At 63.7% G+C, this 20,088-nt stretch carries 22 protein-coding genes; 10 read left to right on the top strand and 12 right to left on the bottom strand.

Annotation, left to right across the window (positions count from 1 at the left end; genetic code table 11):
* Positions 1-6: 6 nt before the first annotated feature.
* From ACI3EV_RS10935 to metW, 3 genes are all read left to right on the top strand, one after another.
* Positions 7-570: a TMEM165/GDT1 family protein gene (locus ACI3EV_RS10935; protein WP_337691852.1), complete on the top strand. Its 564-nt coding sequence runs from the start codon at positions 7-9 to the stop codon at positions 568-570.
* 149 nt (positions 571-719) lie between these two features.
* Entirely contained in the window at positions 720-1,871 is a 1,152-nt protein-coding gene (locus ACI3EV_RS10940; protein WP_337691851.1) for a homoserine O-acetyltransferase, read from the top strand.
* Positions 1,868-2,455: a methionine biosynthesis protein MetW gene (gene metW / locus ACI3EV_RS10945; protein WP_329769584.1), complete on the top strand. Its 588-nt coding sequence runs from the start codon at positions 1,868-1,870 to the stop codon at positions 2,453-2,455. The genes ACI3EV_RS10940 and metW overlap by 4 nt, the downstream gene beginning before the upstream one ends.
* Here metW and ACI3EV_RS10950 read toward each other — a convergent pair.
* Both ACI3EV_RS10950 and ACI3EV_RS10955 read right to left on the bottom strand, forming a co-directional pair.
* On the bottom strand, positions 2,452-2,730 hold the full coding sequence (locus ACI3EV_RS10950; protein WP_337691850.1) for a DUF2061 domain-containing protein: 279 nt from the start codon (positions 2,728-2,730) through the stop codon (positions 2,452-2,454). The genes metW and ACI3EV_RS10950 overlap by 4 nt on opposite strands.
* A gap of 105 nt (positions 2,731-2,835) precedes the next feature.
* Positions 2,836-3,267, bottom strand: a complete 432-nt coding sequence (locus ACI3EV_RS10955) for a rhodanese-like domain-containing protein (RefSeq protein ID WP_337691849.1) — start codon at positions 3,265-3,267, stop codon at positions 2,836-2,838.
* A 144-nt stretch (positions 3,268-3,411) separates the two neighbouring features.
* Between ACI3EV_RS10955 and ACI3EV_RS10960 the strand changes: the two genes are divergently transcribed.
* Both ACI3EV_RS10960 and ACI3EV_RS10965 read left to right on the top strand, forming a co-directional pair.
* On the top strand, positions 3,412-3,582 hold the full coding sequence (locus ACI3EV_RS10960) for a DUF3149 domain-containing protein (protein ID WP_337691848.1): 171 nt from the start codon (positions 3,412-3,414) through the stop codon (positions 3,580-3,582).
* Between the two features lie 110 nt (positions 3,583-3,692).
* The gene (locus tag ACI3EV_RS10965; RefSeq protein WP_329769592.1) at positions 3,693-3,917 is read left to right on the top strand and encodes a YdcH family protein; all 225 of its coding nucleotides are present in this window, start codon (positions 3,693-3,695) and stop codon (positions 3,915-3,917) included.
* A gap of 60 nt (positions 3,918-3,977) precedes the next feature.
* On the opposite strand, the gene ACI3EV_RS10970 is transcribed toward ACI3EV_RS10965, so the two are convergent.
* Positions 3,978-4,748: a 16S rRNA (uracil(1498)-N(3))-methyltransferase gene (locus ACI3EV_RS10970; RefSeq protein ID WP_337691847.1), complete on the bottom strand. Its 771-nt coding sequence runs from the start codon at positions 4,746-4,748 to the stop codon at positions 3,978-3,980.
* 3 nt (positions 4,749-4,751) lie between these two features.
* Positions 4,752-5,843 carry a phosphotransferase gene (locus ACI3EV_RS10975; protein ID WP_337691846.1) on the bottom strand — a complete coding sequence of 364 codons (1,092 nt, stop codon included), beginning with the start codon at positions 5,841-5,843 and terminating at the stop codon, positions 4,752-4,754.
* 175 nt (positions 5,844-6,018) lie between these two features.
* On the opposite strand from ACI3EV_RS10975, the gene ACI3EV_RS10980 reads away from it, so the two are divergent.
* Genes ACI3EV_RS10980 through rsmA form a run of 3 tightly spaced genes read left to right on the top strand, consistent with a single transcriptional unit; the run spans position 6,019 to position 10,629 of the window.
* On the top strand, positions 6,019-8,421 hold the full coding sequence (locus ACI3EV_RS10980; protein WP_337691845.1) for an LPS-assembly protein LptD: 2,403 nt from the start codon (positions 6,019-6,021) through the stop codon (positions 8,419-8,421).
* A 10-nt stretch (positions 8,422-8,431) separates the two neighbouring features.
* Positions 8,432-9,787 (top strand): peptidylprolyl isomerase, encoded by a 1,356-nt coding sequence (locus ACI3EV_RS10985; RefSeq protein WP_337691844.1) that lies wholly within the window; start codon positions 8,432-8,434, stop codon positions 9,785-9,787.
* Between the two features lie 53 nt (positions 9,788-9,840).
* Positions 9,841-10,629 (top strand): 16S rRNA (adenine(1518)-N(6)/adenine(1519)-N(6))-dimethyltransferase RsmA, encoded by a 789-nt coding sequence (gene rsmA, locus ACI3EV_RS10990; RefSeq protein WP_329769812.1) that lies wholly within the window; start codon positions 9,841-9,843, stop codon positions 10,627-10,629.
* Positions 10,630-10,671: 42 nt separating this feature from the next.
* On the opposite strand, the gene ACI3EV_RS10995 is transcribed toward rsmA, so the two are convergent.
* The 6 genes from ACI3EV_RS10995 to gorA all read right to left on the bottom strand — a co-directional run bounded on the left by ACI3EV_RS10995 (position 10,672) and on the right by gorA (position 17,515).
* Positions 10,672-11,457 carry an amino acid ABC transporter ATP-binding protein gene (locus ACI3EV_RS10995; protein WP_329769599.1) on the bottom strand — a complete coding sequence of 262 codons (786 nt, stop codon included), beginning with the start codon at positions 11,455-11,457 and terminating at the stop codon, positions 10,672-10,674.
* Positions 11,438-12,091 (bottom strand): amino acid ABC transporter permease, encoded by a 654-nt coding sequence (locus ACI3EV_RS11000; RefSeq protein WP_329769601.1) that lies wholly within the window; start codon positions 12,089-12,091, stop codon positions 11,438-11,440. The genes ACI3EV_RS10995 and ACI3EV_RS11000 overlap by 20 nt, the downstream gene beginning before the upstream one ends.
* 69 nt (positions 12,092-12,160) lie before the next feature.
* A complete protein-coding gene (locus ACI3EV_RS11005) occupies positions 12,161-12,979 on the bottom strand; it encodes an amino acid ABC transporter substrate-binding protein (protein WP_405197995.1) in 819 nt (272 codons plus the stop codon).
* A gap of 125 nt (positions 12,980-13,104) precedes the next feature.
* Positions 13,105-14,622, bottom strand: coding sequence for an acetyl-CoA hydrolase/transferase family protein (locus ACI3EV_RS11010; protein WP_337691843.1), 1,518 nt, complete (start codon positions 14,620-14,622; stop codon positions 13,105-13,107).
* Between the two features lie 292 nt (positions 14,623-14,914).
* Entirely contained in the window at positions 14,915-16,021 is a 1,107-nt protein-coding gene (gene dnaN / locus ACI3EV_RS11015; RefSeq protein WP_329769604.1) for a DNA polymerase III subunit beta, read from the bottom strand.
* Positions 16,022-16,156: 135 nt separating this feature from the next.
* A complete protein-coding gene (gorA, locus tag ACI3EV_RS11020; protein WP_337691842.1) occupies positions 16,157-17,515 on the bottom strand; it encodes a glutathione-disulfide reductase in 1,359 nt (452 codons plus the stop codon).
* 152 nt (positions 17,516-17,667) lie between these two features.
* Here gorA and ACI3EV_RS11025 point away from each other — a divergent pair, with 152 nt between their 5' ends.
* Complete coding sequence (locus ACI3EV_RS11025; RefSeq protein WP_329769607.1) at positions 17,668-18,006, top strand: cupin domain-containing protein; 339 nt, start codon at positions 17,668-17,670, stop codon at positions 18,004-18,006.
* A gap of 19 nt (positions 18,007-18,025) precedes the next feature.
* Here the strand turns inward: ACI3EV_RS11025 and ACI3EV_RS11030 are convergent, their stop codons facing one another.
* Both ACI3EV_RS11030 and ACI3EV_RS11035 read right to left on the bottom strand, forming a co-directional pair.
* On the bottom strand, positions 18,026-18,343 hold the full coding sequence (locus ACI3EV_RS11030) for a DNA-binding transcriptional regulator (RefSeq protein ID WP_329769609.1): 318 nt from the start codon (positions 18,341-18,343) through the stop codon (positions 18,026-18,028).
* Complete coding sequence (locus ACI3EV_RS11035) at positions 18,336-18,722, bottom strand: type II toxin-antitoxin system RelE/ParE family toxin (RefSeq protein ID WP_337691841.1); 387 nt, start codon at positions 18,720-18,722, stop codon at positions 18,336-18,338. Before ACI3EV_RS11035 ends, ACI3EV_RS11030 begins: the two co-directional genes overlap by 8 nt.
* A 228-nt stretch (positions 18,723-18,950) precedes the next feature.
* Here ACI3EV_RS11035 and ACI3EV_RS11040 point away from each other — a divergent pair, with 228 nt between their 5' ends.
* The gene (locus ACI3EV_RS11040; RefSeq protein ID WP_337691840.1) at positions 18,951-19,856 is read left to right on the top strand and encodes a TIGR01777 family oxidoreductase; all 906 of its coding nucleotides are present in this window, start codon (positions 18,951-18,953) and stop codon (positions 19,854-19,856) included.
* The last annotated feature ends 232 nt before the right edge of the window (positions 19,857-20,088 follow it).

Consider the following 20,088-nt stretch of genomic DNA (forward strand, 5'->3'; position numbering starts at 1 on the left):
CTGTTCATGGAAGCCTTTCTCGTATCTACCGGCCTGGTCGCCCTGGCTGAAATGGGTGACAAGACCCAGTTGCTGTCGCTCGTGCTCGCAGCCCGTTTCTGCAAGCCCTGGCCGATCGTCTGGGGCATTCTGGTAGCCACGCTGGCGAATCACGCCATGGCCGGCGCGCTTGGCAACTGGCTCTCCGGCCTGCTCACGCCCGAGGTGCTGCGCTGGGTGCTGGTGGCATCCTTCATCGCCATGGCGATCTGGATGCTGATCCCCGACAAGCTGGATGACGACGACCAGCCATCCGAACCGAAATACGGCGTGTTCCTGACGACCGTGGTGCTGTTCTTCCTCGCCGAAATGGGCGACAAGACGCAGATTGCCACCGTGGCACTGGCCGCGCGCTTTGACGACTTCTGGCTCTGGGTAGTCGCCGGTACCACCGTCGGCATGATGCTGGCCAACGTGCCGGTGGTGTTCCTGGGCGAGCGCATCACGCGGCTGGTGCCGATGCACTGGGTGCACCGCATCTGTGCCGCCATCTTCATCGTGCTGGCGCTGACCGCCGCCTTCTGGCCCTGACGCTGGCATGGGCTGGGCGCGCTTGCTATACTAGCCCCATACTTGTTGCGCCGATTTGCTTCCTGCTTGCGGGCGCCTGATAAATGCCGCTAAACGGAGCCCTGCAACCCGGTTTCCGTTTTTTGACGGCACCGGGTTTTGTTTTTGCCATGTCCTTTGTAGCCATTCCCCAGACCACGCACTTTGCCGGGCCGTTGACCCTGCAAAGCGGTGCCACGCTGCGTGACTTCACGCTCGCGTACGAAACCTATGGCACCCTCAACGCCGATCGCAGCAATGCCGTGCTGATCTGCCACGCCCTCAATGCCTCGCACCACGTCGCCGGCTACTATGCCGACGAGCCGGACAACATCGGCTGGTGGGACAACATGATCGGTCCCGGCAAGCCGGTCGATACCAACCGCTTCTTCGTCATCGGCGTCAACAACCTGGGCTCCTGTTTTGGCAGCACCGGCCCGCGCGACCTGAACCCCGACGCCGATCCGATCAGCCCACGCCAGCGTTATGGCGCCGATTTTCCGGTCGTCACGGTGGAAGACTGGGTCAACGCCCAGGCCCTGCTGCTGGACGCCCTCGGCATCGACCAGTTGGCGGCCGTGATGGGCGGCAGCCTGGGTGGCATGCAGACGCTGAGCTGGACGCTGCAGTACCCGCAGCGCGTGCGCCATGCCATCGTGATCGCCAGCGCGCCCAACCTGAGCGCCGAGAACATCGCCTTCAACGAAGTGGCGCGCCGCGCCATCGTGACTGACCCGGACTTCCACAACGGCCATTTCTACGAGCACGGCGTGGTGCCGGCGCGCGGCCTGCGCATCGCGCGCATGATCGGCCACATCACCTATCTGTCCGATGACGTGATGAACAGCAAGTTTGGCCGCGAGCTGCGCGATGCGGTATCGACCAACCTGAGCGGCTACAAGTACTCGACGCAGGACGTGGAGTTCCAGATCGAGAGCTATCTGCGCTACCAGGGCGACAAGTTCAGCACCTACTTCGACGCCAATACCTACCTGCTGATCACGCGTGCGCTCGACTATTTCGATCCGGCCCGGCAATTTGATGGCGACCTGTCGCGCACGCTGGCGCGTGCCCAGGCCGATTTCCTGCTGGTCAGCTTTACCACCGACTGGCGCTTCAGCCCGGCACGCAGTCGCGAGATCGTCAAGGGCCTGCTGGACAACCGTCGGCGCGTCAGCTACCTGGAAATCGAGGCCCCGCACGGCCACGATGCCTTCCTGCTCGACAACCCGCAATACCTGGAAGGCGTCAGGACCTATTTTGAACGGAGGGTGGCAGCATGAGCGGCGGACTGGTAGCGATCGAGGCGATTGCGCGGCTGGTGCCGCAAGGTGCCCATGTGCTGGACCTGGGCTGTGGCGACGGCCGGCTGCTCGCCTACCTCCGCGAGCAGCGCGGCTGTACCGGCTATGGCGTGGAAATCGACGATGCCCACGTACAGGCCTGCCTGCAGCGCGGCGTGGATGTGCTGCAGATCAATCTGGACACCGGCCTGCCGATGTTTGCCGACAACAGCTTTGACGTGGTGCTGCAGATCGACACGCTGCAGCACCTGCGCAATGCCGAAACCATGCTGCGCGAGACCACCCGCGTCGGCAAGCTGGGCGTGATTGCCTTCCCCAACTTTGCCCACTGGCCGAACCGGCTGTCGATCCTGCGTGGCCGCATGCCGGTGAGCAAGCGCATGCCTTACGAGTGGTACAACACGCCCAACATCCGCGTCGGTACCCATGCCGATTTTGGCGTGCTGGCCGCCCGCAACGGCCTGCGCGTGCTCGACAAATTCGGCCTGCACGAAGGTGAAGTGGTGCGCTGGTGCCCCAACCTGCTGGCCAGCACCGCGGTCTACCAGGTGCAGCGCACCTAGGCCGCCGATCCGGCCAGCTGCTCCGGTGCGTTCGCGGCGGCCTGGCCTGCCTGCGACTGGCGGCGACGCAGCACGCGCTCCCAGGCGCGCTCATGGAACACATAGGCCACGGTCTGCACCGCCGGCTCCAGCAGGGACAAGGCAATCGCCGCCTTGATGTCGCCTGTGACCAGATACGCCACCGTGGCCGCCACCAGCATGTGCATGCCGGAGTAGCTCAGTGTCTTGAGCAGGGTCTGGCGATGGGTAAGGACGAGCTTGCGGATGCGGGCCATGATGATCTCCTGTAGGACCTCCAGGCTGGAGGCCGTATATCAAATGATAATGATTATCAATTGATATGACAATCGACACCCGCTATGACGCTGATAGGCCTTGGCTTACTTCTGCTGCCAGGGCAGGCCACGATAGCGCCAGCCTCCGAGCGTGCCACGGTGGCCCTCCGCGTCCAGGGAGCCCTCAAAGCCTTCCAGAATGTTGTAGCACGGCCCCAGCCCCAGCGCCGTGGCGCGCGTGGCGGCATCAATCGAACGCGCCCCGCTGCGGCACAGGAACAGCAGTGACTTGCCGGGATGACTGGCCGCCAGCTGCTGCACGCGCTGGTCGAATCCGGGATTGACTTCCATCGCCGGATACTCCTTCCAGGGCAAGGCCTCCGCCGACGGCACGAAGCCGACCCAGTCCTGTTCTGCGCTGGTACGCACATCAATGATCAGGCCCTGCCCTTGCTGCTGCCAATCATGGGCCTGCTGGGGTGTAATGTCGCCTGCGTAGGACGGCGTGGAGTCCTGGGTATCGTCCGTGGTGGTCATGGTCACATCCAGATGGTATATGTTATTGTATATTGTGCCAGAGCGTGGAAACTTTCAGCTATTCGTGAGTGATTTGACTCCAGTCAAATCCACTTGCCGGCAAGTCTGCTCCAATGCAATCTGACTATTATCTGGAGAAAACCCATGGATGTCCTGATGACCGAACTGTTCCGCACCGATATTGGGCTGCTGTCGCTGTTTACCATCCTGTTCATCGTTGGCATGTCCGTATTCTTTGTCATGTATTTCCGCAAGAAGATTGCCCATGACGCGGCTGAACATGAGCGCCAAGTGCGTCAAGGCAAGCAGCCCTGAGTGTGCGCAGCGCTTCTGGCCCGAAGCGCTCCTTGGTATACTGAAGGCATGCGGCAGGACCTGCCGGACTCCTGCTTTCAGCATTCCAACCAACCTCAAGAGGATCTCTGATGTTCCCCGAATACCGCGACCTGATCACCAAGCTGAAGACCGAAGATGCCCGTTTCGAGCGCCTGTTCGACAAGCATAACGACATGGACCAGAAGATCAAGAACATGGAAGCCCGTCTGGAGCCGGCTACCGACATCGAGATCGAAGTCCTGAAAAAAGAAAAGCTGGCCCTGAAGGACGAGCTGTACCAGATCCTGCGCAAGGCTGACGCCGCCGAGGCCTGATCGCCCGGTCCCGTCTGCATTCCGCAGCATCCCCCGCCAGCCTGGCTGCCGGGGGATTTTTCATGCCTGTGCGGCAGGCAGGAGCTGCAATAGCGACAATGCGGCCAGCGGTGCCGTCTCGGCGCGCAGCACATGGGCACCCAGCGTGATCGGCTCGAAGCCCTGTTGCAGCGCCAATGCCTCTTCGGCGGCATCTAGCCCGCCTTCCGGACCGGACAGCAGGCTGACCGGCTGTGGCGGACGCTGGCCACCCACCCAGGCATGGAGCGGCTGGCTGCCCTGTGCGAATGACAGCACCGCCTTGCGGCCGGCAGCCGCAGTCACCGCCTCCGGCAGCGCACACAGCGGGTGGATAAGCGGTACGCACGTGCGGCCACTCTGCTCGCAGGCCGCAACCGCCACCGCCTGCCAGTGCGCCTGGCGACGTTCAGCGCGATCACCCTTGAGCCGCAGCACGCTGCGGCTGGTCTGCAAGGGCTGGATGCTGCACACGCCGAGTTCGGCGGCCTTCTCGACCAGCCAGTCCATGCGCTCATTGGCCGGCACGCCAACCAGCAGGTGCACCTCGGCCTCCGGCACGGAGCGCTCCGGATGCAGTTGGAGGATGCGAATTTCCACCTCGCTGCGGCCCATGCGCAGCACCTCGGCCTCGGCATGGCCATGGCGCCAGGGCGCATCGGCCGGCGTCTCGGCATCGGGCAGGCCGCCATGGAACAGCTCGATACGATCACCCGGCTGCAGCCGCAGTACCTGCACATGGCGCGCCGCACCGGGTGGCAGCAGCAACTCCGTGTCCGGAATCAGCGGCAGAGGGCAATGGAAACGCGGCATGGCTTACATGCGGCCAAAGGCGAAGCCGGTAACGTCCTGCGTGCCCTCGATCTGGTCTACCAGCTGCAGCAGCGGTGCCAGTTCACGGTAGCGGCGACCGGCGTGGCGGATGTATTCGATGAAGCGCGGCGCATCGGCCAGGTATTTCTCCTTGCCGTCGCGCAGCGTCAGGCGCGCAAAGATGCCGGCCACTTTCAGATGGCGCTGCAGGCCCATCCACTCGACCGCGCGGTAGAAGGCGCCAAAGTCCTGGTGCCAGTCTTCGAAATCCATCAGGCCGGCCTTGCGCGCACGCTCCCAGTAGCGAATCGTCATGTCCAGCACCAGCTCCTCGTCCCAGCTGATGAATGCATCGCGCATCAGGCTGGCAATGTCGTAGGTGACCGGGCCGTAGACCGCGTCCTGGAAGTCCAGCACACCCAACGGCGATTGCGGTGTCTCGCCCAGCATCAGGTTGCGTGGCATGAAATCGCGGTGCACATAGACGCTGGGCGCGGCCAGGTTGCGCTGCACGATCAGGTCGAAGGTACTGGCCAGCACCTGCTGCTGCTCGGGCGTGAGCGTGACCTGGCGGTGCTGCGCCAGATACCAGTCGGGGAACAGCTGCAGCTCGCGACGCAGCAAGGCCTCGTCGTAGGCCGGCAACTGGTCCGGGCGCGAGGCCAGCTGCCAGGGCAGCAGTGCGTCCAGCGCCTGCTGGTAGTAGGGCATGGCCGCCACCGGCTGCTGTTCGTCCAGCGCCGTCATCATGGTGTCGCCGCCCAGATCGTTCAGCAGCATGAAACCGTGCTCACGATCCCACTCGAGCACGCGCGCGGCATGCACGCCCGCCTGCTCCATCAGGCCGGCCACATGCACAAAGGGCTGGCAGTTTTCCTTGTCCGGCGGCGCATCCATGATGATGCGCGAGGGCTGGCCGGCTTCACCCTGCACGCGCAGGTAGCGGCGGAAGCTGGCATCGGCATTGGCCAGCACCACGCTTTCGGGGCGAATCTGCTGGCGGGCGGCAATCGCTTCCAGCCACTGGGAAAACTGCTGGGCGCGTTCGGGCGCGGACCAGTTCAGGGCCGCGATGGGATCATTCTGCAGGGACATGGTTCAAGTCGGTAATAATTGGGTGCGGCGCACCTGCGCGCGGCATGCCGCCATTGTATGCAAGGCGTGCCGCCATGGCATTTTTGTCACAGCCAGCCACGGCCCGGCCAATGGCTGGCAGAATGCTTCTTTTCAGGAATTGTCCTGGTGGGCGAAAGCCTGCCCTTCTTCTACCGTGAGCTCCCGACTGCACTCCCCAGCACTTTCGCAACGCCGCAGCACGCGCTGGCTGCGTACGCCTGTCGCCCATGGCGTGCTGCTGCTGTGCAGCGGCCTGGCCATGCCGGCCTGGGCCGATGCGGCTCGTGGCTACGACATTTCCATCGTGCCGCCGGTCGCGGCCGCCTCGGCGCCGCAGGAGCCTGCCAGCGGTCCGACCGTGATCGAGGCCAACCAGATCGAAGGCCAGGTCGACCTGGACGTCACCGCTACCGGCGCCGCCGTGATCCAGCAGCCCGGCACCGTGGTGCAGGGCGAGTTGCTGCACTATTCGATTCCCGCCAACGAGGTCACCGCCAAGGGCGATGTACGCATCGAGCGCGCTGGCAATGTCTACAGCGGCGATGCGCTGCAAATGCAGCTCGATACGCAATCGGGCACTTTCGACAACGTGCAGATGGAGATGCAGCGCACCGGTGGCCTGGCCCAGGCCAGCAAGATCGAATTCATCGACGGCAGCCACAGCATCGGCCACGACATGATCTACAGCACCTGCCGCCGCGCCGACCGGCAGGAAGGCGACTGGAACCCGGCCTGGTATATCCGTGGCGAAAAAATCATCATCGACACCGAGGCCGACGAAGGCTATGTCGAAAATGGCGCGCTGGTGTTTTATGGCGTGCCGATCCTGCCGATTCCCGGTGGCCTGGGTTTCCCGCTGTCAGACAAGCGCCGTTCCGGCCTGCTGCCGCCGACCTTCTCGCTCGGCACCGAAGACGGCTTCGAGGTCGCGCAGCCCTACTACTTCAATATCGCGCCCAACCGCGATGCCACCGTCATGCCCACGGTCTACAGCAAGCGCGGCGTGGATCTATTCGGCCAGTTCCGCTACCTGGAAGACACCTATGCCGGCAACCTGCAGGCCAATTACCTGCCGGGCGACAATCTGCGTGACAACCTGGACCGCTGGCATTACGTGTTCCAGCATGCGCAGACCTTCCCGTCGGTGCCGGAGCGCTACGGCCAGTTCAAGCTCGACATGCATCTGGAACGCGTCAGCGATGACAACTACTGGCGCGATTTCTACAACTTCGACAGCCGCAACACGCTGCTGAGCGAACGCACCTTCTCCAGCAACATCCAGCTGGGCTGGAAAAAGGACTACTGGTCCGGCTTTATCCGCAACGAGAAGTGGCAGACGCTGCAGCAGCCAGACCCCATCATTCCGCCCTACGACAAGTCGCCGCAGCTGCACCTGAACTACACGCGTGACGATGTGCGCGGCTTTGACCTGTCGCTGGATCTGGATCACACGCGTTTCCGTTCCGACTCCAGCCTGGCCGAATACCCGGATGGCGACCGCAGCTACGCGCGCGCCCGTGTCAGCTACCCCTGGATACGCCCCTGGGGCTATGTGGTGCCGGCGCTGGAAGTCAACGCGCGCCACTACAGCACGGATACGGCCATGGACAACGGCAAGCGCTCCGACAGCGTGGTGATCCCGACCGCCACACTGGACAGCTCGCTGGTGTTCGAGCGCGATACGCAGATGTTCAGCCGCAACGTGCGCCAGACGCTGGAGCCGCGCCTGTTCCTGGCCTATACGCCGTACAAGGAGCAGAACCACCTGCCGGCCTACGACAGCTGGCTGAAGGACTTCAACCTGTCCAGCATCTACAGCGCGAATCCGTTCTCCGGCAATGACCGCATTGCCGATACGCGTTCGGCCACGCTGGGCGTGACCAGCCGCCTGTATGACAACGCCGATGGCGCCGAGCTGGCCAACCTGACCGTGGCCGCGCGCAAGCAGCTCAAGACACGCCGCGTCCAGCTCAACGACGAGGACACGCCCGACAGCAACAGCTTCAGCAACCTGCTGCTGGACGGCACCGTCAACTGGACACCGCAGTGGAGCACCCGCGCCAGCATGCAGTGGGATCCGGAAATCGGCCGCACCATGCGCGGCGTGGTGGGCGGCAGCTACACGCCTGGCCCCTACCGCAGCATCACCGCGCACTACCGCCACCAGCGCGAGCGCACCGAACAGATCGACGTCGGCTGGCAATGGCCGCTGAACGACCTGTGGGGCAGCAAGGACGTCGAGAAGCCTGCCGGCCAGGGACTGGGACCGGGCCGCTGGTACACGGTCGGCCGCCTGTTCTACTCACTGCAGGAAAGCCGCCTGGTCGAATCGATTGTCGGCCTCGAGTACGACAGCTGCTGCTGGATCGGCCGCATTGCCCTGCACCGCAAGGCGGTCCAGCACCAGCCGGCCAAGATGGACAACCGCATCATGTTCCAGCTCGAGTTCAACGGATTGTCACGATTGGGCTCCAGCCCGATCCGGACTTTCACCGACAATATCCCCAATTACCAGCTGCTGCGCGATCGCCGCAACAGCTCCGGATCGCCATTCTGAGAGAGATGCCATGACTGCCGTACGCAAGCCCTCCTTCTTCCACCGCATGCACGCCCCGGCGCTGGCCTGCGCCCTGCTGCTGGGCGGCCAGGCCCTGCTGCCGGCCGTGCAGGCCCAGGGCGCGCGTGCCGGAGTGCAGAGCGACTACATCGTCGCCGTGGTCAACAAGGAGCCCGTCACCAACCGCGAAGTCCAGGTGCGCGCCAACGAACTGTCCCGCAGCCTGACAGCCGCCAAGCAGCCGGTTCCGGCACGCCAGGCGCTGCTGCAGCGTGCGCTTGATGACGTGATCTTCCAGAAAGCCGCGATCCAGTCGGCGCGCGGTACTGGTATCACCATCAGCGACGAGGAGCTGGACGTGCGTGAGCGCACGCTGGCGCGCCAGGCCAATCTGAGCCCCGAAAAGTTCCGCGCCCGCTTCATCCAGGAGCGCCGCATTGCCGCATCGCAGTACCGCGCCGCCCTGCGTGACGCCTACCTGCTGGAACGCGTACGTGATGCCCGCGTGAACCAGGAAGTGGCCAAGGTCAGCGACCTGGAAGCACTGCGCACGCTGCGCGAGCAGCGCATCAAGCAGGGCCTGCCCGATAGCCTGGTGCCGGCCGTGCGCATGGCACAGATCCTGATCGCCGTGCCACCGGGCGCCAGCGCCGAACAGGTGCAGGGCCTGCAGCAGAAGGCCAACAACGCCGTGAAGGCGCTACGCAGCGGCCAGGAATTCCTGCAGGTGGCGCGCGAGTACAGCGACATCCCGCCGCAGGCCAGCCCGCTGGTGCCGCAGGAGCAGCTGACGGCCGATCTGGCAGCCGCGATCCGCAACGTGCCGCTGGGCCAGAGCACTGATGCCGTGCGCACCGAGGACGGTTTCCACATCATCCAGGTGATCGAGCGCCAGAACATCGACATGGCGTTTGGCGTGACGGAAACCCATGCCCGCCATATCCTGCTGATCCCCAATGACAAGCTGACCGCCAAGCAGGCCACGGCCCAGCTGAACCAGGTGCGCCGTGACATCGCCTCCGGCAAGACCGATTTTGCCGATGCCGCACGTCGCCTGTCCATGGACGGCAGCGCCCAGCAGGGCGGCGACCTGGGCTGGGCCCAGCCCGGCATGTTCGTGCCCGAGTTCGAGGAGCGCCTGGGCCAGCTGCAGGCCGCCGGCAACATGACGCAGCCCTTCACCTCGCGTTTTGGCGTGCATCTGGTGCAGCTGCTGGAGCGCCGCTCGGTGCCCATGACGCAGGCGCAACAGGTCGCCATGGCGCGCGCCGCCCTGCGTGAGCAGCGCGCCGGTGAGGCCCTGCGCAACTGGGAAGAAGAGATCCGCGGCCGCGCCTACATCGAGATGCGCAGGACGCCGAGTTGAGTCGCGCGCCCTCCTCCTCCCGCCGTGGTGGCGCCGCGCCGCGCAAGCAGGCCGTGCGTGGCAGCGGCGGCCATGTGGCACGCAAGCGCTTCGGCCAGAACTTCCTGTGTGATGGCGGCATCATCGCCGGCATCGTCGATGCGATTGCGCCGCGCGCCGGCGAACCGCTGATCGAGATCGGTCCCGGCCTGGCGGCGCTGACACAACCGCTGGTGGAACGCGCCGGCCAGCTCACCGTGATCGAGCTGGACCGCGACCTGGCGGCGCGCCTGCGCCAGCATCCGCAGCTGGACGTGATCGAATCGGACGTGCTCAAGGTCGATATCTCGGCGCTGGTCGCCGAACGCGGCTGGGAGCGCGTGCGCGTCTGCGGCAACCTGCCCTACAACATCTCCACGCCGATCCTGTTCCACCTGCTTGACCATGTGCAGGTGATCCGCGACCAGCATTTCATGCTGCAGAAAGAAGTGATCGACCGCATGCTGGCCTCGCCCGCCAGCAGCGATTACAGCCGCCTGACGGTAATGCTGCAGTGGCGCTACGCCATGGAGCAGGTGCTGTTCGTGCCGCCGGAGAGCTTTGACCCGCCGCCCAGGGTGAACAGCGCCGTGGTGCGCATGGTGCCGCTGGCCGAGCCACCGCAACTGCACCTGCCGACCTATGCCGGACTGGTGCAATCGGCCTTCAGCCAGCGCCGCAAGCTGCTGCGCCATTCGCTCGGCCACTGGCTGGAACAGCACGGCTTTGCCGGCGAGTTTGACCTGCAGCGTCGCGCCGAGGAAGTGCCGGTGCACGAATACGTGGCGCTGTCCCAGCACCCATCGCTGCAACCAGCAGCCTGATCGCAGCCAAAAAACAGCCCGTCGTCATGACGGGCTGTGGGTTTAGAGCATGTGCTGCAGGAAGGCGCGGGCGCGCGGGTGTTGCGGATCGCGGAAAAAGTCCTGCGCCGGCCGGTCTTCGGCGATCACGCCCTGGTCCATGAACAGCACGCGGTGCGCGACCTCGCGCGCAAACGCCATCTCGTGTGTCACCACCAGCATCGTCATGTGTTCGGCTGCCAGCTGGCGCATGGTGCGCAGCACTTCGCCGGTCAGCTCCGGGTCAAGTGCACTGGTGGGCTCATCGAACAGCATCAGCGCCGGCTGCATCGCCAGCGCGCGCGCAATCGCCACGCGCTGTTTCTGGCCGCCAGAAAGGCGGTTCGGATAGGCATCGCGCTTGTCACTCAGGCCGACCTTGTGCAGCAGCTCCTCGGCCTGCGGCACGATCTGCTCGCGCTTCAGGCCCTTGACCGTCATCGGGGCCTCGATCAGGTTCTGCAGCACCGTCATGTGCGGGAACAGGTTGAAATGCTGGAACACCATGCCGGTGCAGGCACAAATGCGGCGCACCTGGCGCTCGTCCGGGTAGCGCGCCTTGCCGGCGGCATCGTTCTCGACCAGAGTCTGGCCGGCGATGACGATACGACCCTGCTCCACCGTTTCCAGGTGGTTCAGGCAGCGCAGCAGCGTCGACTTGCCGGAGCCGGAAGAGCCGAGAATGGCAATTACCTCGCCCGGCTGCACCCGCAGCGACACGCCACGCAGCACATGGTTGTCGCCAAAGCGCTTGTGCACGCCTTCGAGCAGCAGCGCCGGCTGGGCCTCCTTACTGGTCTTGTCGGGCATAGCGTTGCTCCAGGCGCTGGAAGATCCAGGTCAGCACCAGTGTCATGATCAGGTAGAACAGCGCCGCCACGATGAAGGGCGTGACGGTGAACTCGCGCTGCACGATGTTGCGCGCGGCGCGCAGCAGGTCATTCAGAGCCAGCACGTAGATCAGCGCGGTGTCCTTGACCAGCGTGATGGTCTCGTTGCTCATGGGCGGCAAGATGTGGCGCACCATCTGCGGCAGCACGATGCGGCGCATGGTCTGGCCATAGCTCATGCCGAGCGACTTGGCCGCCTCGTACTGGCCGCGATCCACGCTCTGGATGCCGGCGCGAAAGATCTCGGCAAAATAGGCGGCAAAGTTGAGTGCAAACGCCACCACCGCCGACGGGAAGTCCGGCAGCCTGACGCCGATCACCGGCACAAACGGCAGCGCAAAGTAGATGAACAGCAGCTGCAGCATCAGCGGTGTGCCGCGCATCAGCCAGATATAGCCGCTCACCGCCTGGCGCACGACGGCAAAGCGCGACATGCGCAGCAGCGCCAGCACCAGCCCCAGCGGAATCGCCAGGATCAGGGTGATGAAGAACAGCTGGAGGGTGGTGCCCGCGCCTTCGAGCAGCGGGGGCAGCATGTTGAGGATGTTATCCATGCCGGATCAGCAGATCAGCCGCAGGCCACATGCAGGTAGCGCATGTGGCCGGCAGGAATCGCCAGCAGCTTACTGCTTGGCTTCGGCGAACCACTTGTCGTAGATGGTCTTGGCGGAACCGTCGGCAACCATGGCGTCCAGCGTCTGGTCCAGCTTGGTCAGCAGCTCGGCATCGTCCTTGCGCACTGCCACGCCGTAGTCTTCGCTGCCGAAGTTGTCTGCCAGCACGCGGTACTCGCCCGGCTTCTTGCTGGTGTAGTAGCGGCCGACCACTTCGTCCACCACCACGGCGTCCAGACGGCCGGTGGTCAGGTCCATCAGCGCGGCAACGTTGTCACCGAACTTCTTCAGCTCCTTGATGTCCTTGGCAAGCGGATCCTTCTGCACCGCTTCCACGGCCGTGCTGCCGTCCTGGACGCCCACCACCTTGCCAGCCAGCTCGGCCTTGGCCTGGATCGGCGACTTTTCGGTCACGATCACGATCTGCTGGTTCTGCATGTAGGGCTTGGTGAAGTTGACGTTCTTCTTGCGCTCTTCGGTGATGGTCATGCCGTTCCACAGCAGGTCCACGCGCTTGCCATTGAGCTCGGCTTCCTTGGCGCTCCAGTCGATCGGCTTGAATTCCATTTCCACGCCCATGCGCTTGCCGGCCTCACGCGCCAGATCCAGGTCGTAGCCGACCAGCTCGCCCTTCTCGTCACGGAAACCCATGGGCGGGAAGTTGTCATCCAGGCCCACCACGATCTTGGCCGGCAGGCCAGCGGCGGCAGAGGCAGCGCTGCCGGCAGCAGCCGGTGCATCCGGCGCAGACTTGCTGCAGCCCCACAGCAGGGCGGCGGCAGCAACGGAGGTCATCAGGGTACGGACGGAAAAAAGGCGACGATTCATGACGTGTTTCGTAAAAATTCTTGACAGAAAGATCGAATGATAAACGCTATCGCTCGATGCTGCATCAGCAAAAAGGCGAATGCCCACGCGGACATTCGCCTTCACGGGCTAGCCTGTGACCGGAATCACGGCTTCATGGAGCCGGTCTTCTCGAAGCGCTCGTGCCAGGACAGGGCTTCGGTCAGGATGTGCGGCGTGTGCTTGCCAGGCGACTCGCGCAGCGAACGCTGGTAGTAGTCCATCAGCTGGTCACGGTAGTCAGGGTGCGCACAGTTCTTGATCACCAGCTCGGCACGCGCCTTGGGCGCCAGGCCGCGCAGGTCGGCCAGACCCTGTTCGGTCACCAGCACCTGCACGTCGTGCTCGGTGTGGTCCACGTGGCTGACCATCGGCACGATGCAGGAGATCTGGCCGTTCTTGGCGGTGGACGGCGTCATGAACACGGAGATATAGGCGTTGCGGGCGAAGTCGCCGGAACCACCGATACCGTTCATGATGCGCGTGCCCATGATGTGGGTGGAGTTGACGTTGCCGTAGATGTCAGCCTCGATCATGCCGTTCATCGCCAGGATGCCCAGGCGGCGGATCACTTCCGGGTGGTTGGAGATTTCCTGCGGGCGCAGCAGGATCTTGCTGCGCAGCATGTCGATGTTCTCTTCAAAGTACTTCAGGCCGTTTTCGCTCAGGCTGATGGCGGTGGCAGACGCGTGGCGCAGCTTGCCGGAGGCAATCATGTCCAGCATGCCGTCCTGCAGCACTTCGGTATAGGCCGTCATGTCTTCGAAGGAGCTCTTGTTCAGGCCATCCAGCACCGCGTTGGCGATGTTGCCGACGCCGGATTGCAGCGGCAGCAGGCTGGCCGGCAGGCGGCCCTTCTTGACTTCGCTCTTGAAGAACTCGACCAGGTGGCCGGCGATCATCTCGGACTGCGCATCCGGCGCGGAGAAGGCGGTGTTGCGGTCAGGCGCGTCGGTCTCGACCACGGCCACGACCTTGTTCGGGTCCACGCGCAGGTAGGGATCACCGATGCGGTTGTCGCTGTGCGTCATCGGAATCGGCAGGCGGTGCGGCGGCAGCTGGGTGCCGTAGTAGATGTCGTGCATGCCGCGCAGCGCCATGCTCTGGCGGCTGTTCACCTCCAGGATGATCTTGTCGGCCTGGTCCAGCCAGGTCTTGTTGTTGCCGATGGAGGTAGACGGCACCAGCGAGCCGTCTTCCAGCACCGCAGCGACTTCGACCAGCGCCACGTTCAGGCCGCCATAGAAGCCGAACCAGACATACTGCGCCACGTGCGACAGGTGGATGTCGGCGTACTGCATGGTGCCTTCGTTGATCTTCTGGCGGCAGATCGGGTCGGACTGGTAGGGCAGACGCATCTCGATGCCGTTGGCCTTGGCCAGTGCACCGTCCAGCTCGGGAGCGGTAGAGGCACCGGTCCAGACGCCGATGCGGAAAGGCTCGCCGCGCGCCTGCGCCGCCTCGATCTGGGCAGCCAGTGCATAGGGCACGACCTTGGGCTGGCCAGAGCCGGTAAAGCCGCTCATGCCGACGTTGTCGCCATGCTTGATGAAACGGGCGGCCTCTTCGGCGGACATGATCTTGTCGCGGAAGGCCTGGTGCATTACTCGGGAGGAAGTCGTCATACTGGCGTGTCTTTCAATCAGGATGAAAAACATGCCGCTGCACTTGTCTCCTGATGCCAGGGTGCAGGCGGCATGGTGCGGAATCTGCGCAGGCACTGGCGGGTTGTTTCAGCCACCAGATTGTCGCCGGGCAGACAATCCCGGTTTACGGTACGCGCAACCGTACGGGTAAACCCTGAAGCATTGTACGCCCTGAACGTGACACATGCATGTTTTTGCTGCACGTACGCTTCCGATGGCAGCAAAAACAAGGGCAGCCCGCAGGCTGCCCCCTATGTGAAAGCGCGATCGCTCAGATGCGCATCGGCATGACCACGTACTTGAACTGGTCGTCATCGGGAATCGTGACCAGCGCCGAGCTGTTGTTGTCCTGCAGCGCGATCTGCACCATGTCCTGGCCCATGTTGCCAAGCACGTCCATCAGGTAGGTGACGTTGAAGCCGATCTCGATCGGGTTGCCGGCGTAGTCGATGTCGAGTTCGTCCACCGCCTCTTCCTGCTCGGCGTTGTTGCAGGCAATGCGCAGCGTAGCGTTGTCAAAGTTGAGGCGCACGCCCTTGAACTTCTCGCTGGTCAGGATGGCGGTACGCTGCAGCGCGGCCAGCAGCGGCGCGCGGCCCAGCGTGACCAGGTTGCCATGGTCGCGCGGTATGACGCGGTTGTAATCGGGGAACTTGCCCTCGACCAGCTTGCTGACGAATTCCATGCCGCCAAAGCTGAACTTGGCCTGGTTACCGGCAAACTGCATCTCGATGGCACCGTCGGCATCGGACAGCAGGCGCTGCAGTTCCAGCACGGTCTTGCGCGGCAGGATCACTTCCTGCTTGGGCACTTCGTTCTCGAGCGTGGCGCTGGCGTAGGCCAGGCGGTGGCCATCAGTGGCGACCAGGCTCAGCTTGTTACCTTCGGCGACGAACAGGATGCCGTTGAGGTAGTAGCGGATATCGTGCACCGCCATGGCAAACGAGACCTGCGACAGCAGCTGCTTGAGCACCTTTTGCGGCACGCTGAACTGCGGGCCGAAGTTGGCCGCCTCCTGCACCAGCGGGAAGTCCTCGGCCGGCAGCGACTGCAGCGTGAACTTGCTCTTGCCGCCTTTGAGGATCAGCTTGTTCTGGCTGGCTTCCAGCGTGACGATCTGGTCCGCCGGCATGGTGCGCAGGATGTCGATCAGCTTGCGTGCCCCGACCGTGGTGCTGAACTCGCCGGCATCGCCACCCAGCTCGGCCACGGTGCGGATCTGGATTTCCAGGTCGCTGGTGATGAGCTGGAGCATGTCATCCTGCTTGCGCAGCAGCACGTTGGCCAGGATCGGCAGGGTATGGCGACGCTCGACAATGCCGGCTACGGATTGCAGGGCGCTGAGGACCTGGGCCTGGGGTGCTTTGAAGACTTGCATGATGCCTCTGGATATTGTTGGGCAGTTCCGCTGACGCAGAGGACACTGCCGTGTGACGCGCAGCGGACTGCCAATATTTCGGGAATATTGTGCCTGATTGTATGTCAAGCGTAGCCCTGGCTACGCTTGCCCTGTTCAGCGGCTGGGTTCGCGCATCAGCACGAATTCTTCCGCTGCCGTCGGGTGTACGGCAATGGTGCGGTCAAAATCGGCCTTGCTCGCGCCGCAGGTCACCGCCACGGCCAGGCTCTGGATGATTTCCGGTGCATCGGCACCGACCATGTGCGCGCCCAGCACCTTGTCGGTGTCGGCATCGACGACCAGCTTCATGTAGCTGCGGCTGCTGCCATCGACAAAGGCGTCCTTCATCGGGCGGAAATCGCTCTCGAACACGCGGATCGGGCCTTTTTCTGCCGCCTGCGCTTCGGTCAGACCAACCGTGGCCATGGGCGGATCGGTGAACACGGCGCTGGCGACAATGCTGTGGTCGACACGGCGCGGCGTGTTGCCAAACACCGATTCGACCATGGCGCGGCCTTCGGCAATGGCGACCGGGGTCAGGTTGACGCGATCGGTGACATCGCCCACGGCCCAGATATGCTCCACGCTGGTGCGGCTGTCGGCATCGACCGGAATCGCGCCCTTCTTGTTCACGCTGATGCCGACACTTTCCAGACCGATGCCCTGGGTGTTGGGGCTGCGGCCGGTGGCGTTGAGCACCGCCGCCCCACGCAGCTGTTCACCGCCTTCCAGGTGCAGCACGAAAGCATCGCCGTCACGCTCGAGCTTTTGCGGTGCATGGCCACTGTGCAGCTGCACGCCCTTGGCCTGCAGCGCCTGTGCCACGCGCTGGCGCAAGTCCTCGTCAAAGCCGCGCAACGGCAGGTCGCCACGGTAGACCAGATGCACCTGGCTGCCCAGGCGCGTCATGATGCTGGCAAATTCGACCGCGATAAAGCCGGCGCCGACCACCAGCAGGGTCTCGGGCACCTCGCGCAGGTCCAGGATCTCGTTGGAGGTCATGGCCTGCTCCAGCCCCGGAATCGTATCGGTATTGGGGTGGCCGCCGGTGGCGATCAGGATATGGCGCGCGGTATGGCGCTGGCCGTCGATCTCGACCGTGTGCGGGCCAACGATGCGCGCGTGGCCACGTACCAGCGTCACGCCGGCACGCTCCAGCATGCCTAGGTAGATGCTTTCCAGCCGGTCCAGTTCGGCGGCCTTGGTATCGGCCCAATTGGCCATGTCGAACACCGGATCGGAGAAGGACCAGCCGTAGCCGCGCGCATAGTCAAAGCTGTCGGCAAAGCTGGCGGCGTACATCATCAGCTTCTTGGGCACGCAGCCGCGGATCACGCAGGTGCCGCCAACGCGGCTGTTTTCGGCGATCAGCACCCTGGCACCCAGCGCAGCGGCACGGCGCGAGGCGGCCACGCCGCCGGAGCCGGCACCCAGGGTGATCAGATCGTAGTCGTAGGCGGTGTCTGTGCTCATGCGAGTGTTCCTTGCTGTTGCGGATATGGCCCTGATTATGCTTGCTTGTCGCCAGCCGTGCCGCCAGAGTACCGCCATGGCAGCTGCGGGTATCGGCCCATGGCGGGATCGGTTCACCTATAGTGGAATCATCACGACAAGGAGGTTTACCCATGAGCGATAGCAAAATCACCGAAGTCCTCAACCTCAAGCAACTACTGTCCTACCAGGATCGCGCGGTGGTCAGCCGCATGCTGGTAAAAAACGCATCCGGCAGCGTGACCCTGTTTGCCTTTGACGGCGAGGAAGGCCTGAGCGAGCACACCGCGCCCTATGACGCGCTGGTGATTGGCGTGGAAGGCCGCGCCGAGATTCCGGTGGCCGGCGTGCCGCATATCGTGGGCGAAGGCGATTCGCTGCTGATGCCGGCGAACATCCCGCACGCGGTGAAGCCGCTGGGTGGCTTCAAGATGCTGCTGGTGATGATCAAGGAGAAGCCGCCGGCGGAGTGAGGTTCAGACCTGCGGGAACTCAGGCGATGGCCTGGATCCCGTTTTTCTGCACGATGGTGAGCAGGCGCAAGGCCGGCCCGCCCGGCTTCTTGACGCCGCGTTCCCAATCCGAAATCAGGTTGCGGCTGACGTTGAGATAGCGTGCAAACACGGGTTGCGACAATTGCTCGCGCTCACGCAGGGCGCGGATATCCTCGGGTGCCATGGGCAGCACCGGCGACAGGCAGGCTTCATCGAACTCGCGCAGGGTACGCTTGTCGATTGCGCCGATGTCATGCAGGGCTTCGAGGGATTCGTGCAGGGCGGCGAGTGCATCACTGCGGTATCGTTTAGTCATGGCGGTTGATCTCCGTGAACTTGCCGATGCGGATCAGGCTGTCCAGCTGCTGGTCTGACAAGCCAAGCATATGAACGGCCGCCTTCTTGTACTGGGTGGTTTCATGCACATCCAGGTTGTCACGATCACTTTTTGCAAAGCCATACATGAAAATCGCCCGTGTTGCCGTCCGGTACAGGATGATGGTGCGATAGCCGCCTGATGCGCCCTGCCCTTGCCGGGCTACACGCTGCTTGATCACATTACCGCCCAACACCGCATCTACCAGACCTTGCTCTGCGCGCATGACGGCATGCACCAGCACTTGATCCGTGATGTCCTCCTTGCGCGCAAAGCGATGAAGCCAGGCACTTTTCAGGATCCTTATCGGGCTGCGCATGGCAAGCCTTTGCTTGTATCACACATAGTATTATGAAAAATCGGTTTCGTCAATGAACTGACAAGGGCTTGGCTGACGTTCGTCACACATTTCCCCCTTCAATTATATTAAATCTATAGTTGTATTTTGACTTGTATAGACAGATAGTCATCACCCCCCAACCCTCGCATCTGATTAATCCCTTCGGGCTATAGTGCATAGAGCATTCCAAACTCCTGGAGGATTCCCATGCGCATCCTGCTCACCGGCGGTACCGGCCTGATCGGTCAGGCCTTGTGCCGCCTCTGGTCCGCACAGGGCCATACGCTGCTGGTCTGGAGCCGCCGGCCGGAGCAGGTGGCGGCGCTGTGCAGCAGCGCACGCGGCATCGCACAGTTGCAGGAACTGGACGACGAGCCACTGGATGCGGTGGTGAACCTGGCCGGTGCCCCAATTGCCGATCGGCGCTGGTCCGCCGCGCGACGCCAGCTGCTGTGGCGCAGCCGGGTCGATCTGACGCGTACGCTGGTGGACTGGCTGCAGCGCCAGCCCGTGCGACCCGAAGTGCTGATATCCGGCTCGGCGACCGGCTGGTATGGCGATGGCGGCGAGCGCCTGCTCGATGAAGACAGCGCCTCCTGCGGCACGGATTTTGGCAGCCAGCTGTGTGCGGCCTGGGAGCAAGAGGCCTTGCGCGCCCAGACGTTGGGCATGCGCGTGGCCCTGATCCGTACGGCACCGGTGCTCTCGCCCACGGGCGGCATGCTGGCGCGCATGCGGCTGCCGTTCCAGCTGGGCTTGGGTGGCCAACTGGGTCACGGCCAGCAGTGGATGCCGTGGATCCATCTGGACGATGAGGTCGGGCTGATCGATTTCGTGTTGCAGCACCGGGAATGTCGGGGCGTGTTCAATGCCTGTGCGCCAGGGATGGTGCGCAATGCGGAGTTTACGCAGGCGCTGGCGCGGACGCTGCGCCGGCCAGCGGTGCTGGGAATGCCGGGCTGGGTGCTACAGCTGGCTTTGGGCGAGATGGCCGTGCTGCTGCTGGGTGGGCAGCGGTTGATGGCGCGGCGTGCGGTGGAGGCTGGGAATGTGTTTCGCTGGGAGGGGGTGGAGGCGGCATTGCGGGATGCGCTCCATCGACAGGAGCGCTGACTCCGATTTCCCCCCTTTGCCGGGCTTCCATACGCTGTCCTCCGTATGGAGATCACGTTTTCTATACACGTCCCGCTGAACATGCATGCCAACCAGCGCCACAAACAAGCAACCCGCGCCAGGCGCGGGTTCCTCATGCTGCTTCAAGACGGAATCAGACGTTAAACAGCGATTGTGACTGCAAGTCATTGAATGAACAATTCACCATGCTGCTCCATTAAAAAATATACTC

Source organism: Allobrachymonas wangyanguii (assembly GCF_045055315.1).
Classification (GTDB): Bacteria; Pseudomonadota; Gammaproteobacteria; order Burkholderiales; family Burkholderiaceae_C; genus Brachymonas; species Brachymonas wangyanguii.